Genomic DNA, 17,353 nt, shown 5'->3' on the forward strand with positions numbered 1-17,353 from the left:
CGTACCTCAGACCCGAAAGGAGAAACAACGTGTCAAAACAACTGAAAGGGGTAGGAGTCTGGCTGATTGTAATGGTGCTGATGATTGTCGGATTGTCCTATCTTGGCGAGAAGCTGCAGACGCAGAATAACTATTCCTATAAAGAACTGGAAGAGGATCTGGAAAATCATCGGGTGGCAGAGGCAGTGATTCATCAGAACCAGCAGACGCCTACCGGCCAGCTGATTGCGGTTCTTATGAACGGAAGAAGTAAAGATATGTATATTGACGATGTCAAAGAAGTACGTCAGATGCTGGAAGATGCAAATGTATCTTATCAGATGACAGATGTACCGAAGGAAAGTAAACTGCTCAGCGTGGGTGTTCCGATCGCCTCTCTTGGTGTGATGGTGATCCTGCTGTTTATGCTGATGGGAAGAAACGCCGGAAGCGGTGGCGGCGGAAGCAAAATGATGAATTTTGGCAAAAGCCGTGCACAGCTGACGCAACCATCCGGCAAACGATTTACTTTCCGTGATGTTGCCGGTCTGCAGGAGGAAAAAGAAGATCTGAAAGAGATCGTTGATTTCCTGAAAAGCCCGGATAAATATAACAAAGTAGGTGCAAGAATCCCGAAAGGTGTACTTCTGGTAGGCCCTCCGGGTACCGGTAAGACACTGATGGCAAAAGCAGTTGCAGGGGAAGCGGGCGTTCCGTTCTTTTCTATCTCAGGATCTGATTTTGTGGAAATGTTTGTCGGTGTTGGTGCTTCCCGTGTCCGTGATCTTTTTGAGGAAGGAAAACGTCACAGCCCGTGTATTATCTTTATTGATGAGATCGATGCTGTGGCAAGACGAAGAGGAACCGGCATGGGCGGCGGTCATGACGAAAGAGAACAGACGCTGAACCAGTTACTGGTAGAGATGGATGGTTTCGGGGTTAATGAGGGAATCATCGTGATGGCAGCAACCAACCGTGTGGATATCCTGGATCCGGCCATTCTTCGTCCGGGACGATTTGACCGTACCATCGCGGTAGGTGCACCGGATGTCCGCGGAAGAGAGGAGATCCTGAAGGTTCATGCAAAGGGCAAACCCCTGGGAGATGATGTGGATCTGGCACAGATCGCACAGACCACCGCAGGATTTACAGGAGCGGAACTGGAGAATCTGCTGAATGAAGCGGCCATCCTGGCAGCAAAAGAGGATCGTCAGTTCCTTTGCCAGAAAGATATCCAGAAAGCATTTATCAAAGTCGGTATCGGAACGGAAAAACACAGCCGCGTGATCTCGGAAAAAGAGAAAAAGATCACAGCGTACCATGAAGCAGGTCACGCAATCCTGTTCCATGTGCTCGAAAAGATGGATCCGGTGTATACAATCTCCATTATTCCGACGGGAGCCGGTGCAGCGGGTTATACGATGCCGCTTCCGAACCGGGATGAGATGTTTAATACCAGAGGAAAGATGCTGGAAAATATTGAAGTATGCCTTGGTGGAAGAATCGCAGAGGAACTGATCTTTGACGATATCACCACCGGTGCATCCGAAGATATCCGCCGTGCCACAGGCATCGCCAAAGCAATGGTGACAAAATACGGTATGTCTGCCAATATGGGTATGGTGACCTACGGTGATGAGCAGGACGAAGTCTTTATCGGCAGAGATTTGGCGCACAGCCGTGGATTCAGCGAGACGACAGCGGCAGCGATTGATCGGGAAGTAAAAGAAATTATCGATGAGTGTTATGTAAAAGCGAAAGCAAGTATCCAGGCACACAGATATGTTCTGGAACACTGTGCACAGCTTCTTCTGGAAAAAGAGAAGATTGGAAGAACAGAATTCGAAAAATTATTCGAAGAGGAAAAAAATGCGGCAGCTTCCGGGGAAATTGTACAAAATTCCGAAGAGAAAAAATAAGAGATTTTTTATCTGTAAAAAAATGAATAAAAAACTGTACAAAAAAAATCCATGTTTGTGCACACTTTTCCCTGGCTACATGCTATTATAATAACTGTAAAAACCCCCCAATACATTATATAGTTTTTGCTACACCCCATAAGAGAAATACCTTCTCCAAAAAAGACAGCTTTGGCTGTCTTTTTTTCTTTCTTGCATATCAATAACCGGTTCGCCGGCTCAAGTCCGGTGCCCTGCTATCAATAACGGAAAAATCGTGGCTTATACGGGAAAATAATATTTGCAATTCACAGGAAGCTATGATAAAATGGAAAAGTATTAGCAGAAAATAAAGGAGTTTGCGATATATGAAAGCGATTTTGCAGGGATTTTATCAGAAAGAACATTTCTGGCGGAGACTTGGCGTGGTACTGCTGGCAGTATTCGGAATGGGATTTGCATTGTCGTTGTTACTGCTGGTGGATATGGGAACAGATCCGTGCAGTATGATGAACAAAGCGATTTCCGCAAAGATCGGTATGAGTTTTGGAAACTGGCAGGCACTGATGAACACGGTGCTTCTGGTACTGGTTGTAATCTTCGGAGGAAGAAATCTTGGCTTTGGAACACTGGCGAATATGTTTCTCATCGGATACTTTGTAGACTTCTTCACATGGATCTGGAACCGGGTACTGCCGGCAGATTTTTTTACCACGTTGCCGGTTCGGATCGCAGTACTGATTCCATCGGTGATACTGTTCATTCTGACAGTTGCTTTATATGTGGATGTGGATATGGGAACAGCTCCGTATGATGCCATTCCAATTATTATTTCCGGACATTTGCCAAAAGTACCGTTTAAGGTGATACGGATCGCCTTTGATTTTTCGGTAACTATGATCGGGTTTTCCTTTGGCGGAAAGATTGGAGCGATGACTGTCATTATGATCCTGGCTCTGGGGCCTGTGATCCAGTGGCTTGGTGATATCATGAAAAAGCATTTTCCTGCACTGACAGGAGAAGGATGAGAATAAAATAGAATATAAGTGTAACTATTTAGCAGGCGGTATCCTGCGCGGGTACTGAACGGTTACATATAAGCGACTGCGAGAAGGGAAGGGAAAACATGGAAGATTTGAATAATGTACTCCGTGCACAGGAATATATCAATAAAATGCGACCGGTATTTAATAAACGGGCCTTATACAGCGATGAGACAGCACAGTACAGAACACCGATGGAACCGGAACCGGGAGATATCGTCACGGTTCGATTCCGGACACTGAAAAACAATGTAGATGCTGTTTATTTTATCAGCGGTACGATCCGCAAAGAGATGAAAGTGGAGAAGAGCCGGGAAGGATTTGATTATTATGCGATTCAGATTCCGGTGGGAAGTGAACCGATCCATTATTATTTTGAGATCCGGGCAGGAAAAATTGTCTGTTATTACAATGAACTTGGTGTGACCCGTCAGCTGCAGGAACAGTATTCTTTTGGTATTATCCCGGGATTCCATACACCGGACTGGGCAAAAGGTGCGGTAATGTACCAGATTTTTGTGGATCGTTTTTATAACGGGGATAGCTCCAACGATGTGCTGACCAATGAATATTTTTATATTTCCGGTCACAGCAGACGGATCGAAGACTGGAGCAAGATCCCGGACAATATGGACGTGAACAATTTCTACGGTGGCGATCTGCAGGGTGTTATGGATAAACTGGACTATCTGCAGGATCTCGGTGTGGAAGTCATCTATCTGAATCCGATCTTTGTATCACCGTCGAACCACAAGTATGACATTCAGGATTATGACTATGTGGATCCGCATTTTGGAAAGATCGTTCACGACGAGGGTAATCTGCTGGCAGACTGGGACAAAGACAATACCCATGCCAAACGATATATTGACCGTGTGACCAACAAAGAAAATCTGGAAGCCAGCAATCAGCTGTTCATCGAGCTGGTGGAAGAGATCCACAAAAGAGGCATGAAAGTGATCCTGGACGGTGTATTTAACCATTGTGGATCCTTTAACAAATGGCTGGACCGGGAACGGATCTATGAAAATCAGTCGGGCTACGAAAAAGGCGCATTTATCAGTGGAGACAGCCCGTATCACAGCTTTTTTAAGTTCCATAATGAACACTGCTGGCCTTACAATGAATTCTATGACGGCTGGTGGGGACATAATACACTTCCAAAGCTGAATTATGAAGATTCTGAAAAACTATACGAGGATATCCTGCGCATCGCGAAAAAATGGGTTTCTGCACCGTTTTACGTGGATGGCTGGCGTCTGGATGTGGCAGCGGATCTGGGGCACAGTGCAGAGTACAATCATAAGTTCTGGAGGCAGTTCCGAAAGGTGGTAAAAGAGGCCAATCCGGAGGCGATCATTATCGCAGAACACTACGGAGATGCCAGTCCGTGGCTGCAGGGAGATCAGTGGGATACCGTTATGAACTATGATGCGTTTATGGAGCCGATTTCCTGGTTTTTGACCGGACTTGAAAAGCACAGTGATCAGTACCGGCAGGATCTGAAAGGGAATGCAGAGTGTTTCCGTGATTCCATGCGCTATAACGGTTCACGATTCTATGCACCGTCTCTTCTGACTGCGATGAACGAGCTGGATAATCACGATCATTCCAGATTTCTTACGAGAACCAACAGCCGTGTAGGACGTATCAATACAGTTGGCGCGAGAGCAGCCGAGGAAGGAATCAACAAGGCTATTTTAAGAGAAGCAGTTGCCATTCAGATGACCTGGCCGGGTGCTCCTACTGTTTATTATGGAGATGAAGCCGGTGTCTGTGGTTTCACCGATCCGGATAACCGGAGAACGTATCCGTGGGGACATGAGGATCAGTATCTGGTACAGTTCTACCGGGATGCGATCCGGATGCACAGAGAACTGCCGGTATTAAAATACGGATCTGTAAAGATGCTGAAAGAAGACTATAATCTGATTTCCTTTGGGCGTTTCAATGAAAACGAGCAGGTTGTCGTTGTCATCAATAACAACAACGAAAACAAGAAAGTAGAGATTCCGGTATGGGAGACCGGTATCAGCAGAAGTGTCGATACTACCATGACCAGAATTCTTGACAGCAACGCCATCGCCTACGATATGGAACAGAAAGAATACCCGGTAGTGGCAGGCTACCTGGAACTGGAGATGTCCCCGCTGGAAGCAATTGTCCTGTGCAGGGGATGTGAACTTCCACAGAAGAAGGACGAAGAAGCTGCTGAGAAAGAGGGAGATGCATCCACAGTTCTCAATAATTAAAAAACTAAAAATATCTTGCAAATCAGTTAGAAAAGACTTGCAATTTAAAAAAGATTGCGTTATAATTCTATCTTGTCAGAGCGTGTGAATGCTTTGACAAGATATGGATGGATTCCCGAGTGGCCAAAGGGGACAGACTGTAAATCTGCTGCAAATTGCTTCGGTGGTTCGAATCCACCTCCATCCATTAGGATAAAGGTAGTTCAGAGTTGAAATTGCTGAAATGATAGCAAAAAGGTTCGAATCCACCTCCATCCATTAGGATAAAGGTAGTTCAGAGTTGAAATTGCTGAAATGATAGCAAAAAGGTTCGAATCCACCTCCATCCATTAGGATAAAGGTAGTTCAGAGTTGAAATTGCTGAAATGATAGCAAAAAGGCTCGAATCCACCTCCATCCATTAGGATAAAGGTAGTTCAGAGTTGAAATTGCTGAAATGATAGCAAAAAGGCTCGAATCCACCTCCATCCATCGGATAAAGGTAGTTCAGAGTTAAGATTGCTGAAATGATAGCAAAAAGGCTCAAATCCACCTCCATCCATTAGTGCGTATGAAAGTTAGCTAGCTGGGACAGTGCTTGCACGTATGCCCACGATTGAAGCCGTATTCATATGTATATGCCGCAGTGGCGGAACTGGCAGACGCCCGGGACTTAAAATCCCGTGGGTAGTGATACCCGTACCGGTTCGATTCCGGTCTGCGGCAGTAGTTGAAGATAAGAGAAACGTTGAAGATACAGCGTTTCTCTTTTTTAATTTACAGGAAATTGCTTTTCTGCAAATTAAAAATACTCTGCCAAAAGCTTGAAAAGGAAATGACAAAGTGCTATTGTCGATATTGAGGCAGGGATCAGATGGGTATGCAGCAAATGGTTGATGGGAGCATATATGGGAAGTTTAAGTGTAATACCTTTCATAGGAATTTTGGGAATACTGTTTATAGTGTTTAATATATTTCTTTTTGTGCTGGTAGTACTGACGATTATATTTGGTGTTATAAGATTTAAGAAGAAAAAGTTTAAAAAGATATTTCTTGTATTATTAGCGATAACTGTTTTAGCAGGAATAAAGGATTATCAAATAGTAAATGAATTTGTGAATTATAATGAGATAGTGGAGATTATTGACAGACTTGAAATCTAAAATCGGGAGCAACGAATTTGTTGCTCCCGATTTTAGATAGCAAAAAAGCACGAGACGGGATTCGAACCCGCGACCCTCGCCTTGGCAAGGCGATACTCCACCACTGAGCCACTCGTGCATAAATAACTGATATTCAGTTAAAAGCGGGTGATGGGAATCGAACCCACGTATCCAGCTTGGAAGGCTGGTGTTCTACCATTGAACTACACCCGCAAGTGTTTGTCGCTGACAACATAATGTAGTATATATTATCCAGTCGAGATTGTCAAGAACTTTTTTAACTTTTTTTGAAAAGTTTTTTGTTCCTGGCATCGGATGAACCGATAATGCCCAGAACCGGAATCGAACCAGTGACACGAGGATTTTCAGTCCTCTGCTCTACCAACTGAGCTATCTGGGCAAGCTCGAGATATATATTAGCATACTTTTTTTGAAAGTGCAAGATATAAAATCCAAATTTTGTAAAAAAATACAAGAACAGAAAATTCATATATTTGTAAACAGGGAACGGCGAGTGACTATTGAGATAACCGGAAAGATACAGTATAATAAGAGCCATTCGGAGGTTATAATGCAATGGCAGAAAGAAAACATATATTGCTGGCAGCAATCAATGCAAAATATATCCATTCCAATCTGGCGGTATACAGCTTAAAGGCGTATGCGAAAAAATATCAGAACCAGATTGGCCTGGCGGAGTATACGATCAATCAGAACCCGGATGATATTTTAAAGGGGATTTATCGCGATCATCCGGAGGTCCTGTGCATTTCCTGCTATATCTGGAATATTTCCTATGTGAGGAATCTGATCCGGGAAGTGCATAAGGTGCTTCCTGACACAGCCATCTGGCTGGGAGGACCGGAAGTGTCCTATGATGCGCGGAAGGTGCTGGAGGAGCATCCGGAAGTGACAGGTGTGATGAAAGGGGAAGGGGAAGTGACTTTCCTGGAGCTGGCGGGCTTTTATCTGGAAGGCATCTCAGAACTGGCGAAGATTGAGGGAATTACCTACAGGGACGGGGATCAGATCCAGGAGAATCCCTGGAGAGGAATCACGGATCTGAGTACGATTCCGTTTGTCTACAAAGATCTGAAAAAATTCGAAAACCGTATCATTTATTACGAGTCGAGCAGGGGCTGTCCGTTCTCCTGCAGCTACTGTCTCTCCTCGATCGACAAGAAACTGCGGTTCCGGGATCTTGAACTGGTCAAAGAGGAATTACAGTTTTTCCTGGATCATAACGTGCCACAGGTAAAATTCGTGGATCGGACTTTTAACTGTAAACACGATCATGCGATGGCGATCTGGAAGTACCTGATCGCTCACGACAACGGGATCACGAATTTTCATTTTGAGGTGGCAGCGGATCTGTTAAATGAGGAAGAGATCGCACTGATTCGCACGATGCGTCCGGGAATGATCCAGCTGGAGATCGGTGTGCAGTCGACGAATCCGGATACGATCCGGGAGATCCACCGGAAAATGGATTTTTCTCAGGTATCCGAGGTGGTGACACGGGTGCAGGAAGGACATAACGTACATCAGCACCTGGATCTGATCGCGGGTCTTCCATATGAAGACTATGATTCGTTTGGAAAATCATTCTGTGATGTCTATCAGCTGCGGCCGCAGCAGCTGCAGCTGGGATTTCTGAAAGTGTTAAAGGGATCCTTTATGTATCAGGCGGCGCCGGAGTACGGTTGTGTATGTCAGAGCCGGGAGCCTTACGAGGTGCTGTATACTAGGTGGCTGCCATATGATGACGTTCTGCGACTGAAACTGGTGGAAGAGATGGTGGAAGTCTATTATAATAGTAATCAGTTCGGAAAAACCCTGCGTGCGATAGAAAAATTATTTGACAATCCATTTGCACTGTATGAGGCTCTGGGAGCATTTTATGATAAGAAGGGGTATATGGATATTCCGCATACCAGGATCCGCCGATACGAGATTTTACAGGAATTCCTGCAGGAATATGTAGATGAGGAGCAGATGGAATATTACCGGCAGCTGATGATCTGTGATCTGTATGCGAGAGAAAATATGAAAACCAGACCGGCATGGGCAAAGGATCTGAAAGCGTATAAGAGAGACATCCGGGAGTTTTATCTGAAGGAAGAAGAGACACATGAGTATCTGCCGGAGTATGAAGGATATGATGAGAAACAGCTGGCGCGTATGACCCATCTGGAGCGGATGGACTACGATCCGGATACCGGAGTGAGCGAGCCGTGCTGGATCCTGTTTGATTACCGGAGCAGGGATGTACTGACGTACGATGCGAAAATGGTAAAATTATCATTGGTTGACATAATGCAAAAATAATTACCTGTTGACTGGCAGGGAAAAACGGATGACAGATGAGCAGAAGTATGTTTTCCGGTACAGGGAGCAGTTAGTAGGAGAAGACGAAGGGTAAGAGAGAAAGGAAAAGAAAATACGATGGAAAAAACAGCATGTCCGTCCAGCTATGTGGTTGTGGATCTGGAGACCACTGGGTTGTATCCGTCTCAGGACCGGATCCTGGAGATCGGAGCGGTCAAGGTTCTGGACGGAGAGGTGGCAGATACCTTTTGTATGTTTGCAGATCCGCAGATGAAGATTCCGGAGAAGATCCGGGAATTAACGGGAATTACACAGGAGATGGTAGCAGGACAGCCGACACCGGCAGAAGCAGTGCGTGCCTTTCTGGATTTCTGCGGGGAACTGGATCTGATGGGACACAACCTGATCTTTGATTACAGCTTTCTGAAGCATCAGGCGGCGGATCAGAAGATTCCTTTTGAAAAAAATGGAATTGATACTCTGAAGATCGCAAGAACGCTGCTTCCGGATCTGGAGAGCAGGAGCCTGACGAATCTGTGCGGGTATTTTCAGATCGACCGGGCACATGCACACCGGGCGTATCACGACGCACTGGCAACCCATGAACTGTATCAACATCTGATACGGATCGCAGGAGAAGGGCAGGAGCGGATCTTTCAGCCGAAACAGTTACAGTATAAGGTAAAACGACGCGGTCCGATCACACCGGCACAAAAAGCATACTTGAATGATCTGGTGAAATATCATAAAATAGAACTGGATGTGTCTGTTGACAGCTTAACGAAAAATGAGGCATCCAGGAAAATCGATACGATTATTGCCCGGTACGGGCGCATGAAGAGGTGAATGAAAAATGAATATGTGGAAGAAAAACAGAAGGCAGATTGTAGCGGGAATTATCGCAGTTATACTGGTACTTGCGATGGTGGTTCCGATGGTTTTGGAAGTAATGTTATAAGGGATTGACATACAGATGAAGAAGAAAATAATGGCGGCCCTGCTGGCGGGAGTCATGCTGTTACAGCAGCCTGTCAGCGGATGGTGCGCACAGAATACAGAGCTCACACAGAAGTCAGAGGCGAGGCAGGAGAGTGAAAGCAGTGAAGATACGGCTGACGGAAGTGAGGATGACAAAGAGGCTACCGGAACAGCTGCTGCAGATGACGGAGAAAACAGTCAGGAAGAAGACAGCGAAGATGTGCCGACACTGCAGGCAGAGACGGATGAAGTCACACTCGATACCGGTACCTCGGACAATGCGCCCGAGGGACAGCGGAAGATTCTGGATCATATTTACGCGGAAAGTGTGGATCTGTCCGGTATGACGCAAGAAGAGGCACAGGAAGCGCTGCAGACCCGAGTGGATGAGATTACAGGTTATCAGATCGTTCTTCATATGGATGATATGTCCACCGGTGTGACAGCAAAAGAACTGGGTGTTACCGGGGATAATGACGGCACGATCCGGCAGGCGATGGATGTGGGACAGGTCGGCAATGTCATCAAACGATATAAGGTGAAAAAAGCACTGGAACAGGAAAATCTGCAGCTGGATCTTTCTTATCAGGTAGATGAGGAGAGTGTGAGGAAGGCACTGGAGACCTATTGTGTAGCGTTGAACCGTGAAGTGGTGAATTATGAGCTGACCAGAGAAAATGGTGAGTTCAAGATCACCAACGGTGCGCGTGGAGTTACCTTGAATGAGGATGGTTCTGTGGATAAAGTGATGGATTATCTGGAGCATGTGTGGAAAGATGGTCCGGGAAGTGTGGATCTGGATGTGGAGATCACAGAGCCGAAAGGATCCCAGGAAGAACTGGCGAAAGTAAAGGATGTACTGGGACAGGGAGTCACCGATTATTCCGCCAGCAGCGCAGCCAGAGCGACGAATGTAAAAAACGGTACTTCCAAACTGAACGGGAAAGTTCTCTATCCTGGAGAGGAGATTTCCGTCTGTGACAATATGGTACCGTTTACTGAAGAAAATGGATATGAACCGGCCGCATCATATGCGAATGGTACGGTAGTGGAATCTTTTGGAGGAGGTATCTGCCAGGTATCTACAACCTTATATCAGGCAGTATTACAGGCAGAACTGGAAGTGACAGAGCGACATAATCATTCCATGATCGTAAAATATGTAGAACCGTCCATGGATGCGGCAATTGCAGAAGGTGCAAAGGATTTCCGGTTTGTGAATAATACGGAAGCACCGATTTATATTGAAGGATATACCTACGGAGGAAAGATTTATTTTACTCTGTATGGAGAGGAATATCGTCCTGCAGACCGAAAAGTGACCTATGAAAGTGAAACGCTGGAGACTATTGATCCGACGACCGAACTGACTGCAGATCCGGAGAAAGCCTTTGGAAGTATGGAACAGATCCAGAGTGCCCATACCGGATACAAGGCAAAACTGTGGAAAATTGTCACGGAGAATGGGGAACAGGTCAGCAAAGAAGAAGTAAATAACAGTTATTATCAGATGACGCCAAATAAATACAAAGTCGGTGTAAAAACCAGCAATGCGGAAGCGTCCAGCGCCATGTATACAGCAATTGCAAACAACGATCTGAATCAGGTCTATGTGGTACTGAACCAGTATGGCGGCTGACAGATGCGGAGGAGAAAATCATGAAGATAGGAAAACTGCCGGAACCGGTATTGATCCGTTCGGTATTAAAACAGGTAAAACACAGAAGAGAGGAAGTACTGGTCGGTCCGGCGGTAGGGCAGGACTGCGCCGCTCTTGAGGTAGGTGAAGATGAAGTTCTGGTGATGTCCACGGATCCGATTACGGGAACCGCAAAGGATCTGGGACATCACAGCATCCATATCACGGCAAATGATCTTGCGGCAGCCGGTGCAGATCCGGTGGGAGTGATGCTGACTGTAATGCTCCCGGATACCGTTGAAGAGCCAGAGATCCGGAAAATGATGCAGGATGCGGAAGAAACCTGTGAAAAACTGCATATGGAGATCCTGGGCGGGCATACGGAGATCACCAACGTGGTAGAGCAGCCGTTGATCTCCGTAACCGGTGTTGGCAAGATGAAAAAAAAGAATCTGCGCACGGTATCCCAGATCCGTCCGGATCAGGATATCATCGTGACCAAATGGATCGGTCTGGAAGCAACGACGATTCTCGCAAAAGAAAAAGAAGATGAACTCAAAAAAAGATTTCCGGCTGTTCTGATTGATACAGCAAAAGATTTTGACCAGTATCTGTCCGTGGTACCGGAGTCACGGATCGCCGTGGAACATGGTGTATCCTCTATGCATGATATCACCGAGGGCGGGGTCTTCGGTGCGTTCTGGGAGATGGCGAACGGAGCCGGTGTCGGTCTGGAAGTGGATCTGAAGAAGATCCCGATCCGCCAGGAGACCGTGGAGATCTGTAACTATTTTGGGGTCAACCCCTACCAGATCATGTCCAGCGGTTCCATGATGATCGCGGCAGATGATGGTCACGAACTGGTGAGAAAACTGGAACAGGCAGGCATCCATGCCGTTGTGGTAGGTCGTACCAACAACGGGAACGACCGAATCCTTCGAAATGGTGAGGATGTCCGATATCTGGACAAACCGCAGCCGGATGAGTTATACAAAGTAATGGGGTAAGAGAATATGGCAAAGTTAAATATTGTTCTTTATGAGCCGGAGATCCCGTCCAATACAGGAAATATCGGACGTACCTGTGTGGCGACAGGTACGAGGCTGCATCTGATCGAGCCGCTGGGCTTCCGGTTAAATGAAAAATCAATCAAACGTGCAGGGATGGATTACTGGGATGACCTGGATGTCACCCGGTATATCGATTATCAGGATTTTCTGGAGAAAAATCCCGGTGCCAAGATCTATATGGCATCGACAAAAGCACCGCAGACCTATACAGAAGTGCAGTATGAGGAAGATGCCTACATTATGTTTGGAAAAGAAAGCGGCGGGATTCCGGAGGAGATTTTACTGGAAAACCAGGAGACTGCGATCCGTATCCCGATGATGAACGATATCCGTTCGCTGAATCTGAGTAATTCCGTAGCGATCGTACTCTACGAGGCGCTGAGACAGCACAATTTTGATCATATGCAGCTGGGTGGTCATCTGACCAGATATGAGTGGAAATAAAGAAAGACAGGATAAAAAAGGCAGGGGAATCAGCTCGTTCCCCTGCTTTTTTCTAATGTAAAGATGAATTCGGTACCGACCCCTTCAGTACTGATAACATTGATATTCTGATTGTGTGCGGCAACGATCTCGCGGACAATAGATAGTCCGAGCCCGGTACCTTTGCGGTCTTTGCCACGGGAAGAATCAATCTTATAAAAACGATCCCAGATTTTATTTTGTTTTTCTCTGGGTATACCCACACCGGAGTCTTTTATGGATACGAAAACTGTACCATGACGTTCGGAAGTTTCTGCCTTGATGATGGAGCTGTCTGAACTGAATTTGATGGCGTTATCGATCAGATTGTACAGTACCTGCTGGATCTGTTCCATATCGGCGTGTACCATCAGAGTTTCTGATTCCAGATGCAGTTCAATGGTAATCATCTTTTTACGGCAGATCCCCTCAAAAGTGGCTACTGTATTTTTGATCGTACGGTTGATATCAAAGTCGTTCATATGCAAAGGACGCCCTTTGGAGTCCAGTTTATCCAGGGTCAGAAGACTCTGGGTCAGCTTTTCCAGACGCTCGGTCTCATCAACCACGATTTTCAGATAACGATCTTGCATCTCAGGTGGAATCGTTCCGTCCATGATCGCTTCCACAAAACCCTTGATTGAAGTAAGGGGGGAGCGAAAATCATGGGAGACATTGGCTACGAATTTGTGCTGATATTCTCGCGATTTGCTCAGTTCTCCGGACATATAGTTCAGGGTATCGGCCAGGTAGCCCATTTCATCATTGGTTGTGACAGGAATGTTATAATCCAGATTTCCTGCTGCATATTCGTTGGCTCCTGCGGTGATTTTCTTCAGCGACCGGTATACGGAATGAGAAAACAGACCAAGAATCATGAGAGAACAAAGTAGCAGGATCGCAAACACGATATGGACCGGACCGAGAACGGATTCTTTCTGATCAATGATCACGGTCATCGGAAGATGAATCGATACATACCCTTTGGTGGTCAGGTTTTTCGTGATAGGAACCAGTGTGCTGACCATATTTTCCTTAAAATATCCATGAAAAGTACCTGTAATATAATTGTCTGATCCCATGATCGCAGGATCAAAGTCTTTAAGCGAGCTTTGTGCCATTGCAGTGTATGGTTTGCCGGTATCAATCAATGGCTGTCCGGACGGGTTCAGAATCAGGATCCGGGAATCCTGAAAAGCAGAGAGGGTCTTTAGCTGATTATAGGCAGCTTCCACATCTGCATTGTCTGAATAATCCGTATTTGCCTGATAGGAGGCGAGAGAAATCGCTTCTTTGTACAGGGCGGCTCCGGTGTCTTCCAGAATATGTTTCTGGATCAGGGAAGATCCAAGCGTAGAGATTAACACCGTTCCGAGAATACCGAGAAAAATATAGGCTGTGATAAATTTGGAATACAGTGTTTGTTTCATCAGGATTTAACCTCAAATTTGTAACCGATGCCCCATACAGTACTGATCGACCAGGACGGATGATCTTTGATCTTTTCACGCAGTCTCTTGATATGTACGTCTACGGTACGGGTATCGCCGATGTATTCATATCCCCAGATATGATCCAGAAGCTGTTCTCTGGTAAATACCTGATTAGGTGAGGAAGCGAGAAAATACAGAAGTTCCAGTTCCTTTGGCGGCATGTCGATGGTCATCCCCTGATAGATAACGGAATAGTTGGTCAGATTGATGATCAGATCCGGATATTCCACGTATTTTCCGGCAGGTGCCGACGGAGCGGAAGGGGCAGGCTGGAAACGGCGGAGAACCGCTTTGACCCTGGCTACCAGTTCTTTGGAATCGAAAGGTTTGATCATATAATCGTCAGCACCCAGTTCCAGGCCGAGCACCTTATCAAAAACTTCTCCTTTTGCAGAGAGCATGATGATCGGTACATTGGATTTGTGGCGAATCTCTCTGCAGACCTGATAGCCGTCCATACCGGGAAGCATCAGATCCAGGAGGATCAGGTTCGGCTGAAAGGAAGGAAATGCACTCAAAGCTTCCTCCCCGTCGTTGACAATCTTACACTCAAAACATTCTTTGGTAAGATAAAGAGATATCAGTTCGGCGATGTTGTTGTCATCGTCTACAATCATTATTTTCTGTTTGGATACCATAAAAACTCCTTGTTGTAGCGGGATATTACCTACTGAATAGTTATTTTATTTCTTGAAATTTACAATCGTAACACCGGCATCTCCCTCGCCAAATTCTGCAAGATGGAAGGAAGAGACATATTTTACCCGGCGCAGATAGTTATGGATGCCCTTCCGCAGGGCTCCGGTACCTTTTCCGTGAACGACACGGACACTTGGAATATGTGCCAGATATGCATCATCCAGATACTTATCCAGTTCCGCGATGGCTTCGTCGACGGTGCGGCCAAGCAGGTTGATCTCGATGCCGACGGATGAAGATTTTGACATCTTGATCTTCCCGGCGCTGGTGCGCTGCATATTCGGTGCGGAGATCACGGTTTCTTCCTGTAACAGTACCAGATCGGAGATATGGATCTTGGATCGCATGATACCCATCTGTACCAGAAGATAACCTTTGGCATCCGGGAGGGTGCTTACCGTTCCTTTGAGATTCAGACTCAGTACTTTCACACCATCGCCCAGATGCAGATCGGAAGGCTTCAGATTACCTGTGACCTTCTTTTCTTTCCTGGACATATTGCTTTCGACTTTGTTCATCTTCTTACGGAGATTCTGTCGTTTATTTTCCATTTCTTTGATGGAAATATTGGCTTTTCCGAATTTGTTAAAGTCTTTGATCGTCTGATCCGCATATTCTTTTGCATCACGGAGGATTGTATGTGCCTGCTCGTTGGCTTCCCGGAGGATCCGGTCACGCTGCTGATTCAGTTTTTCCTGCTTGGTCTCCAGCTGTTTTTTCAGATCTTCGACTTCGATCTTGTAGCGGGCAATCTCCATGCGTTCTTTTTCGATGGTGATACGGTTTTCTTCCAGGGTGGAGATCACATCCTCGAAGGACTCGTCTTCCTGGCTGATCTGTTTTTTTGCATCATCGATAATATACGATGGCAGTCCCAGCTTACTGGAAATGGCAAAGGCATTACTCTTTCCGGGAACACCGATCAGTAAGCGGTAGGTAGGACGAAGCGTTTCCACATCAAATTCACAGGAAGCATTTTCCACACCCGGTGTGGAGAGTGCGTACACTTTCAACTCACTGTAATGCGTGGTTGCCATAGCACGGATGCCCTGTTTTTGCAGATAGTTCAGAATCGAGATTGCCAGTGCGGCACCTTCCGTCGGGTCGGTACCGGCACCCAATTCATCGAAGAGAACGAGGGACTTCGGATCGGCCTTTTCGATAAAGGAAACCACATTGGTCATATGGGAGGAGAAGGTACTGAGTGACTGTTCGATACTCTGTTCATCTCCGATATCCGCATATACCTCCTCAAAAACAGATAATTCAGAACGATCCAGTGCAGGAATATGAAGACCTGCCTGACCCATCAGAGTCAGAAGCCCGACGGTTTTTAAGGAAACAGTTTTTCCACCGGTATTCGGACCGGTAACGATGAGCAGATGAAATTCTTTTCCAAGATGGATATCGATCGGAACAACCTTTTTCTTGTCGATCAGTGGGTGACGGCCTTTGCGGATGTTGATATAGCCTTTGGTATTAAAGATCGGTCGTGTGGCATTCATATCCATGGCAAGGGCAGCGCGGGCAAAGATAAAGTCCAGTTCTACCAGATTTTCCAGGTTATAGCGGAGATTTTCACGTTCTTGGGCAGCCATGTTACTTAAAGAAGCCAGGATGACTTCAATCTCTGCCGCTTCTTTCATCTCCAGATCACGGATCTCATTGTTCAGTTTTACGATCGCCATCGGTTCGATAAAGAGGGTGGAACCGGTGGAAGACTGATCATGGATCATACCAGGTACCTGGCTTTTGTATTCGGCTTTGACCGGGATACAGTAGCGGCCGTTTCGCATGGTGATCACAGCGTCCTGCAGATATGTTCTTGCGGAGCCGTTGACCATACCGGCAAGCTGTGTATGAATGCGTTCTCCGGTCACTTTCATCGAACGGCGGATCTGTTTTAAGGTTGCGCTTGCATCATCGGCGATCTCGTCTTCGGAGAGGATGCATCGACGAATCTCTGTATTTAACAGCGGCAGAGGTTCCAGGGCATCGAAAAGATCATCCAGAGAGTCCCTCTGTTCATTTTCTTTTTCACGGCGGCCGTAAGATTTTACCCGGGAGGTATTATCCAGAAGGGCACAGATCTGCAACAGTTCTGTGATCCCCAGGGTACTTCCGATCTCAAGGCGTTTCAGGGAACCGCGGATATCTTTGGCACTGCCGAAGTTAATGTTTCCTTTCTGAAACAGACGGGACAGGGCATCCTGAGTCTGTTCCTGCTTATATTCAATCTCTCCTGGTGAACAGGAAGGAAGAAGATCCTCGCAGCGGATCTTTCCGAGAGGGGAAGAAGCATGGGCTGCAAGCATCTCGATGATTTTGGTATATTCCAGTGTTTTTAAAGCTTTGTTATTCATAATGTTA

General features: G+C 46.2%; 12 protein-coding genes and 5 tRNA genes. 11 read left to right on the forward strand and 6 right to left on the reverse strand.

Annotated elements, in window-relative coordinates; genetic code table 11:
• Positions 1–29 precede the first annotated feature (29 nt).
• The 6 genes from ftsH to FYJ57_RS04745 all read left to right on the forward strand — a co-directional run bounded on the left by ftsH (position 30) and on the right by FYJ57_RS04745 (position 6,314).
• On the forward strand, positions 30–1,898 hold the full coding sequence (gene ftsH, locus FYJ57_RS04720) for an ATP-dependent zinc metalloprotease FtsH (protein WP_277663660.1): 1,869 nt from the start codon (positions 30–32) through the stop codon (positions 1,896–1,898).
• A 347-nt stretch (positions 1,899–2,245) separates the two neighbouring features.
• Positions 2,246–2,905 (forward strand): YczE/YyaS/YitT family protein, encoded by a 660-nt coding sequence (locus FYJ57_RS04725; protein ID WP_154431712.1) that lies wholly within the window; start codon positions 2,246–2,248, stop codon positions 2,903–2,905.
• Positions 2,906–3,003: 98 nt separating this feature from the next.
• Positions 3,004–5,172, forward strand: a complete 2,169-nt coding sequence (locus FYJ57_RS04730) for a glycoside hydrolase family 13 protein (RefSeq protein WP_154431713.1) — start codon at positions 3,004–3,006, stop codon at positions 5,170–5,172.
• A gap of 105 nt (positions 5,173–5,277) precedes the next feature.
• Positions 5,278–5,359 (forward strand) — tRNA-Tyr (locus tag FYJ57_RS04735).
• A gap of 432 nt (positions 5,360–5,791) precedes the next feature.
• A tRNA-Leu gene (locus FYJ57_RS04740) sits at positions 5,792–5,877 on the forward strand.
• Positions 5,878–6,059: 182 nt separating this feature from the next.
• Complete coding sequence (locus tag FYJ57_RS04745; RefSeq protein WP_154431714.1) at positions 6,060–6,314, forward strand: hypothetical protein; 255 nt, start codon at positions 6,060–6,062, stop codon at positions 6,312–6,314.
• A gap of 46 nt (positions 6,315–6,360) precedes the next feature.
• Here FYJ57_RS04745 and FYJ57_RS04750 read toward each other — a convergent pair.
• From FYJ57_RS04750 to FYJ57_RS04760, 3 genes are all read right to left on the reverse strand, one after another.
• Positions 6,361–6,432, reverse strand: a tRNA-Gly gene (locus FYJ57_RS04750).
• Between the two features lie 24 nt (positions 6,433–6,456).
• Positions 6,457–6,527: transfer RNA gene (locus tag FYJ57_RS04755), tRNA-Gly, on the reverse strand.
• A gap of 114 nt (positions 6,528–6,641) precedes the next feature.
• Positions 6,642–6,714, reverse strand: a tRNA-Phe gene (locus tag FYJ57_RS04760).
• Between the two features lie 176 nt (positions 6,715–6,890).
• On the opposite strand from FYJ57_RS04760, the gene FYJ57_RS04765 reads away from it, so the two are divergent.
• The 5 genes from FYJ57_RS04765 to trmL all read left to right on the forward strand — a co-directional run bounded on the left by FYJ57_RS04765 (position 6,891) and on the right by trmL (position 12,773).
• Positions 6,891–8,642 (forward strand): B12-binding domain-containing radical SAM protein, encoded by a 1,752-nt coding sequence (locus tag FYJ57_RS04765; RefSeq protein WP_154431715.1) that lies wholly within the window; start codon positions 6,891–6,893, stop codon positions 8,640–8,642.
• Between the two features lie 117 nt (positions 8,643–8,759).
• Positions 8,760–9,488: a 3'-5' exonuclease gene (locus tag FYJ57_RS04770; RefSeq protein WP_117524792.1), complete on the forward strand. Its 729-nt coding sequence runs from the start codon at positions 8,760–8,762 to the stop codon at positions 9,486–9,488.
• A gap of 127 nt (positions 9,489–9,615) precedes the next feature.
• A complete protein-coding gene (locus FYJ57_RS04775) occupies positions 9,616–11,259 on the forward strand; it encodes a VanW family protein (protein ID WP_154431716.1) in 1,644 nt (547 codons plus the stop codon).
• A gap of 20 nt (positions 11,260–11,279) precedes the next feature.
• Entirely contained in the window at positions 11,280–12,266 is a 987-nt protein-coding gene (locus FYJ57_RS04780) for an AIR synthase family protein (RefSeq protein WP_154431717.1), read from the forward strand.
• 6 nt (positions 12,267–12,272) lie between these two features.
• Positions 12,273–12,773 (forward strand): tRNA (uridine(34)/cytosine(34)/5-carboxymethylaminomethyluridine(34)-2'-O)-methyltransferase TrmL, encoded by a 501-nt coding sequence (trmL, locus tag FYJ57_RS04785; protein ID WP_022171672.1) that lies wholly within the window; start codon positions 12,273–12,275, stop codon positions 12,771–12,773.
• Between the two features lie 29 nt (positions 12,774–12,802).
• Here trmL and FYJ57_RS04790 read toward each other — a convergent pair whose 3' ends face one another.
• Genes FYJ57_RS04790 through FYJ57_RS04800 form a run of 3 tightly spaced genes read right to left on the reverse strand, consistent with a single transcriptional unit; the run spans position 12,803 to position 17,346 of the window.
• Positions 12,803–14,221 carry a HAMP domain-containing sensor histidine kinase gene (locus FYJ57_RS04790; protein WP_154431718.1) on the reverse strand — a complete coding sequence of 473 codons (1,419 nt, stop codon included), beginning with the start codon at positions 14,219–14,221 and terminating at the stop codon, positions 12,803–12,805.
• A complete protein-coding gene (locus FYJ57_RS04795; protein ID WP_022171674.1) occupies positions 14,221–14,922 on the reverse strand; it encodes a response regulator in 702 nt (233 codons plus the stop codon). Before FYJ57_RS04795 ends, FYJ57_RS04790 begins: the two co-directional genes overlap by 1 nt.
• Before the next feature lie 45 nt (positions 14,923–14,967).
• Entirely contained in the window at positions 14,968–17,346 is a 2,379-nt protein-coding gene (locus FYJ57_RS04800; protein WP_154431719.1) for an endonuclease MutS2, read from the reverse strand.
• Between the last annotated feature and the right edge of the window lie 7 nt (positions 17,347–17,353).

The organism is Oliverpabstia intestinalis (assembly GCF_009696065.1).
In the GTDB taxonomy this organism is placed as follows: domain Bacteria; phylum Bacillota; class Clostridia; order Lachnospirales; family Lachnospiraceae; genus Oliverpabstia; species Oliverpabstia intestinalis.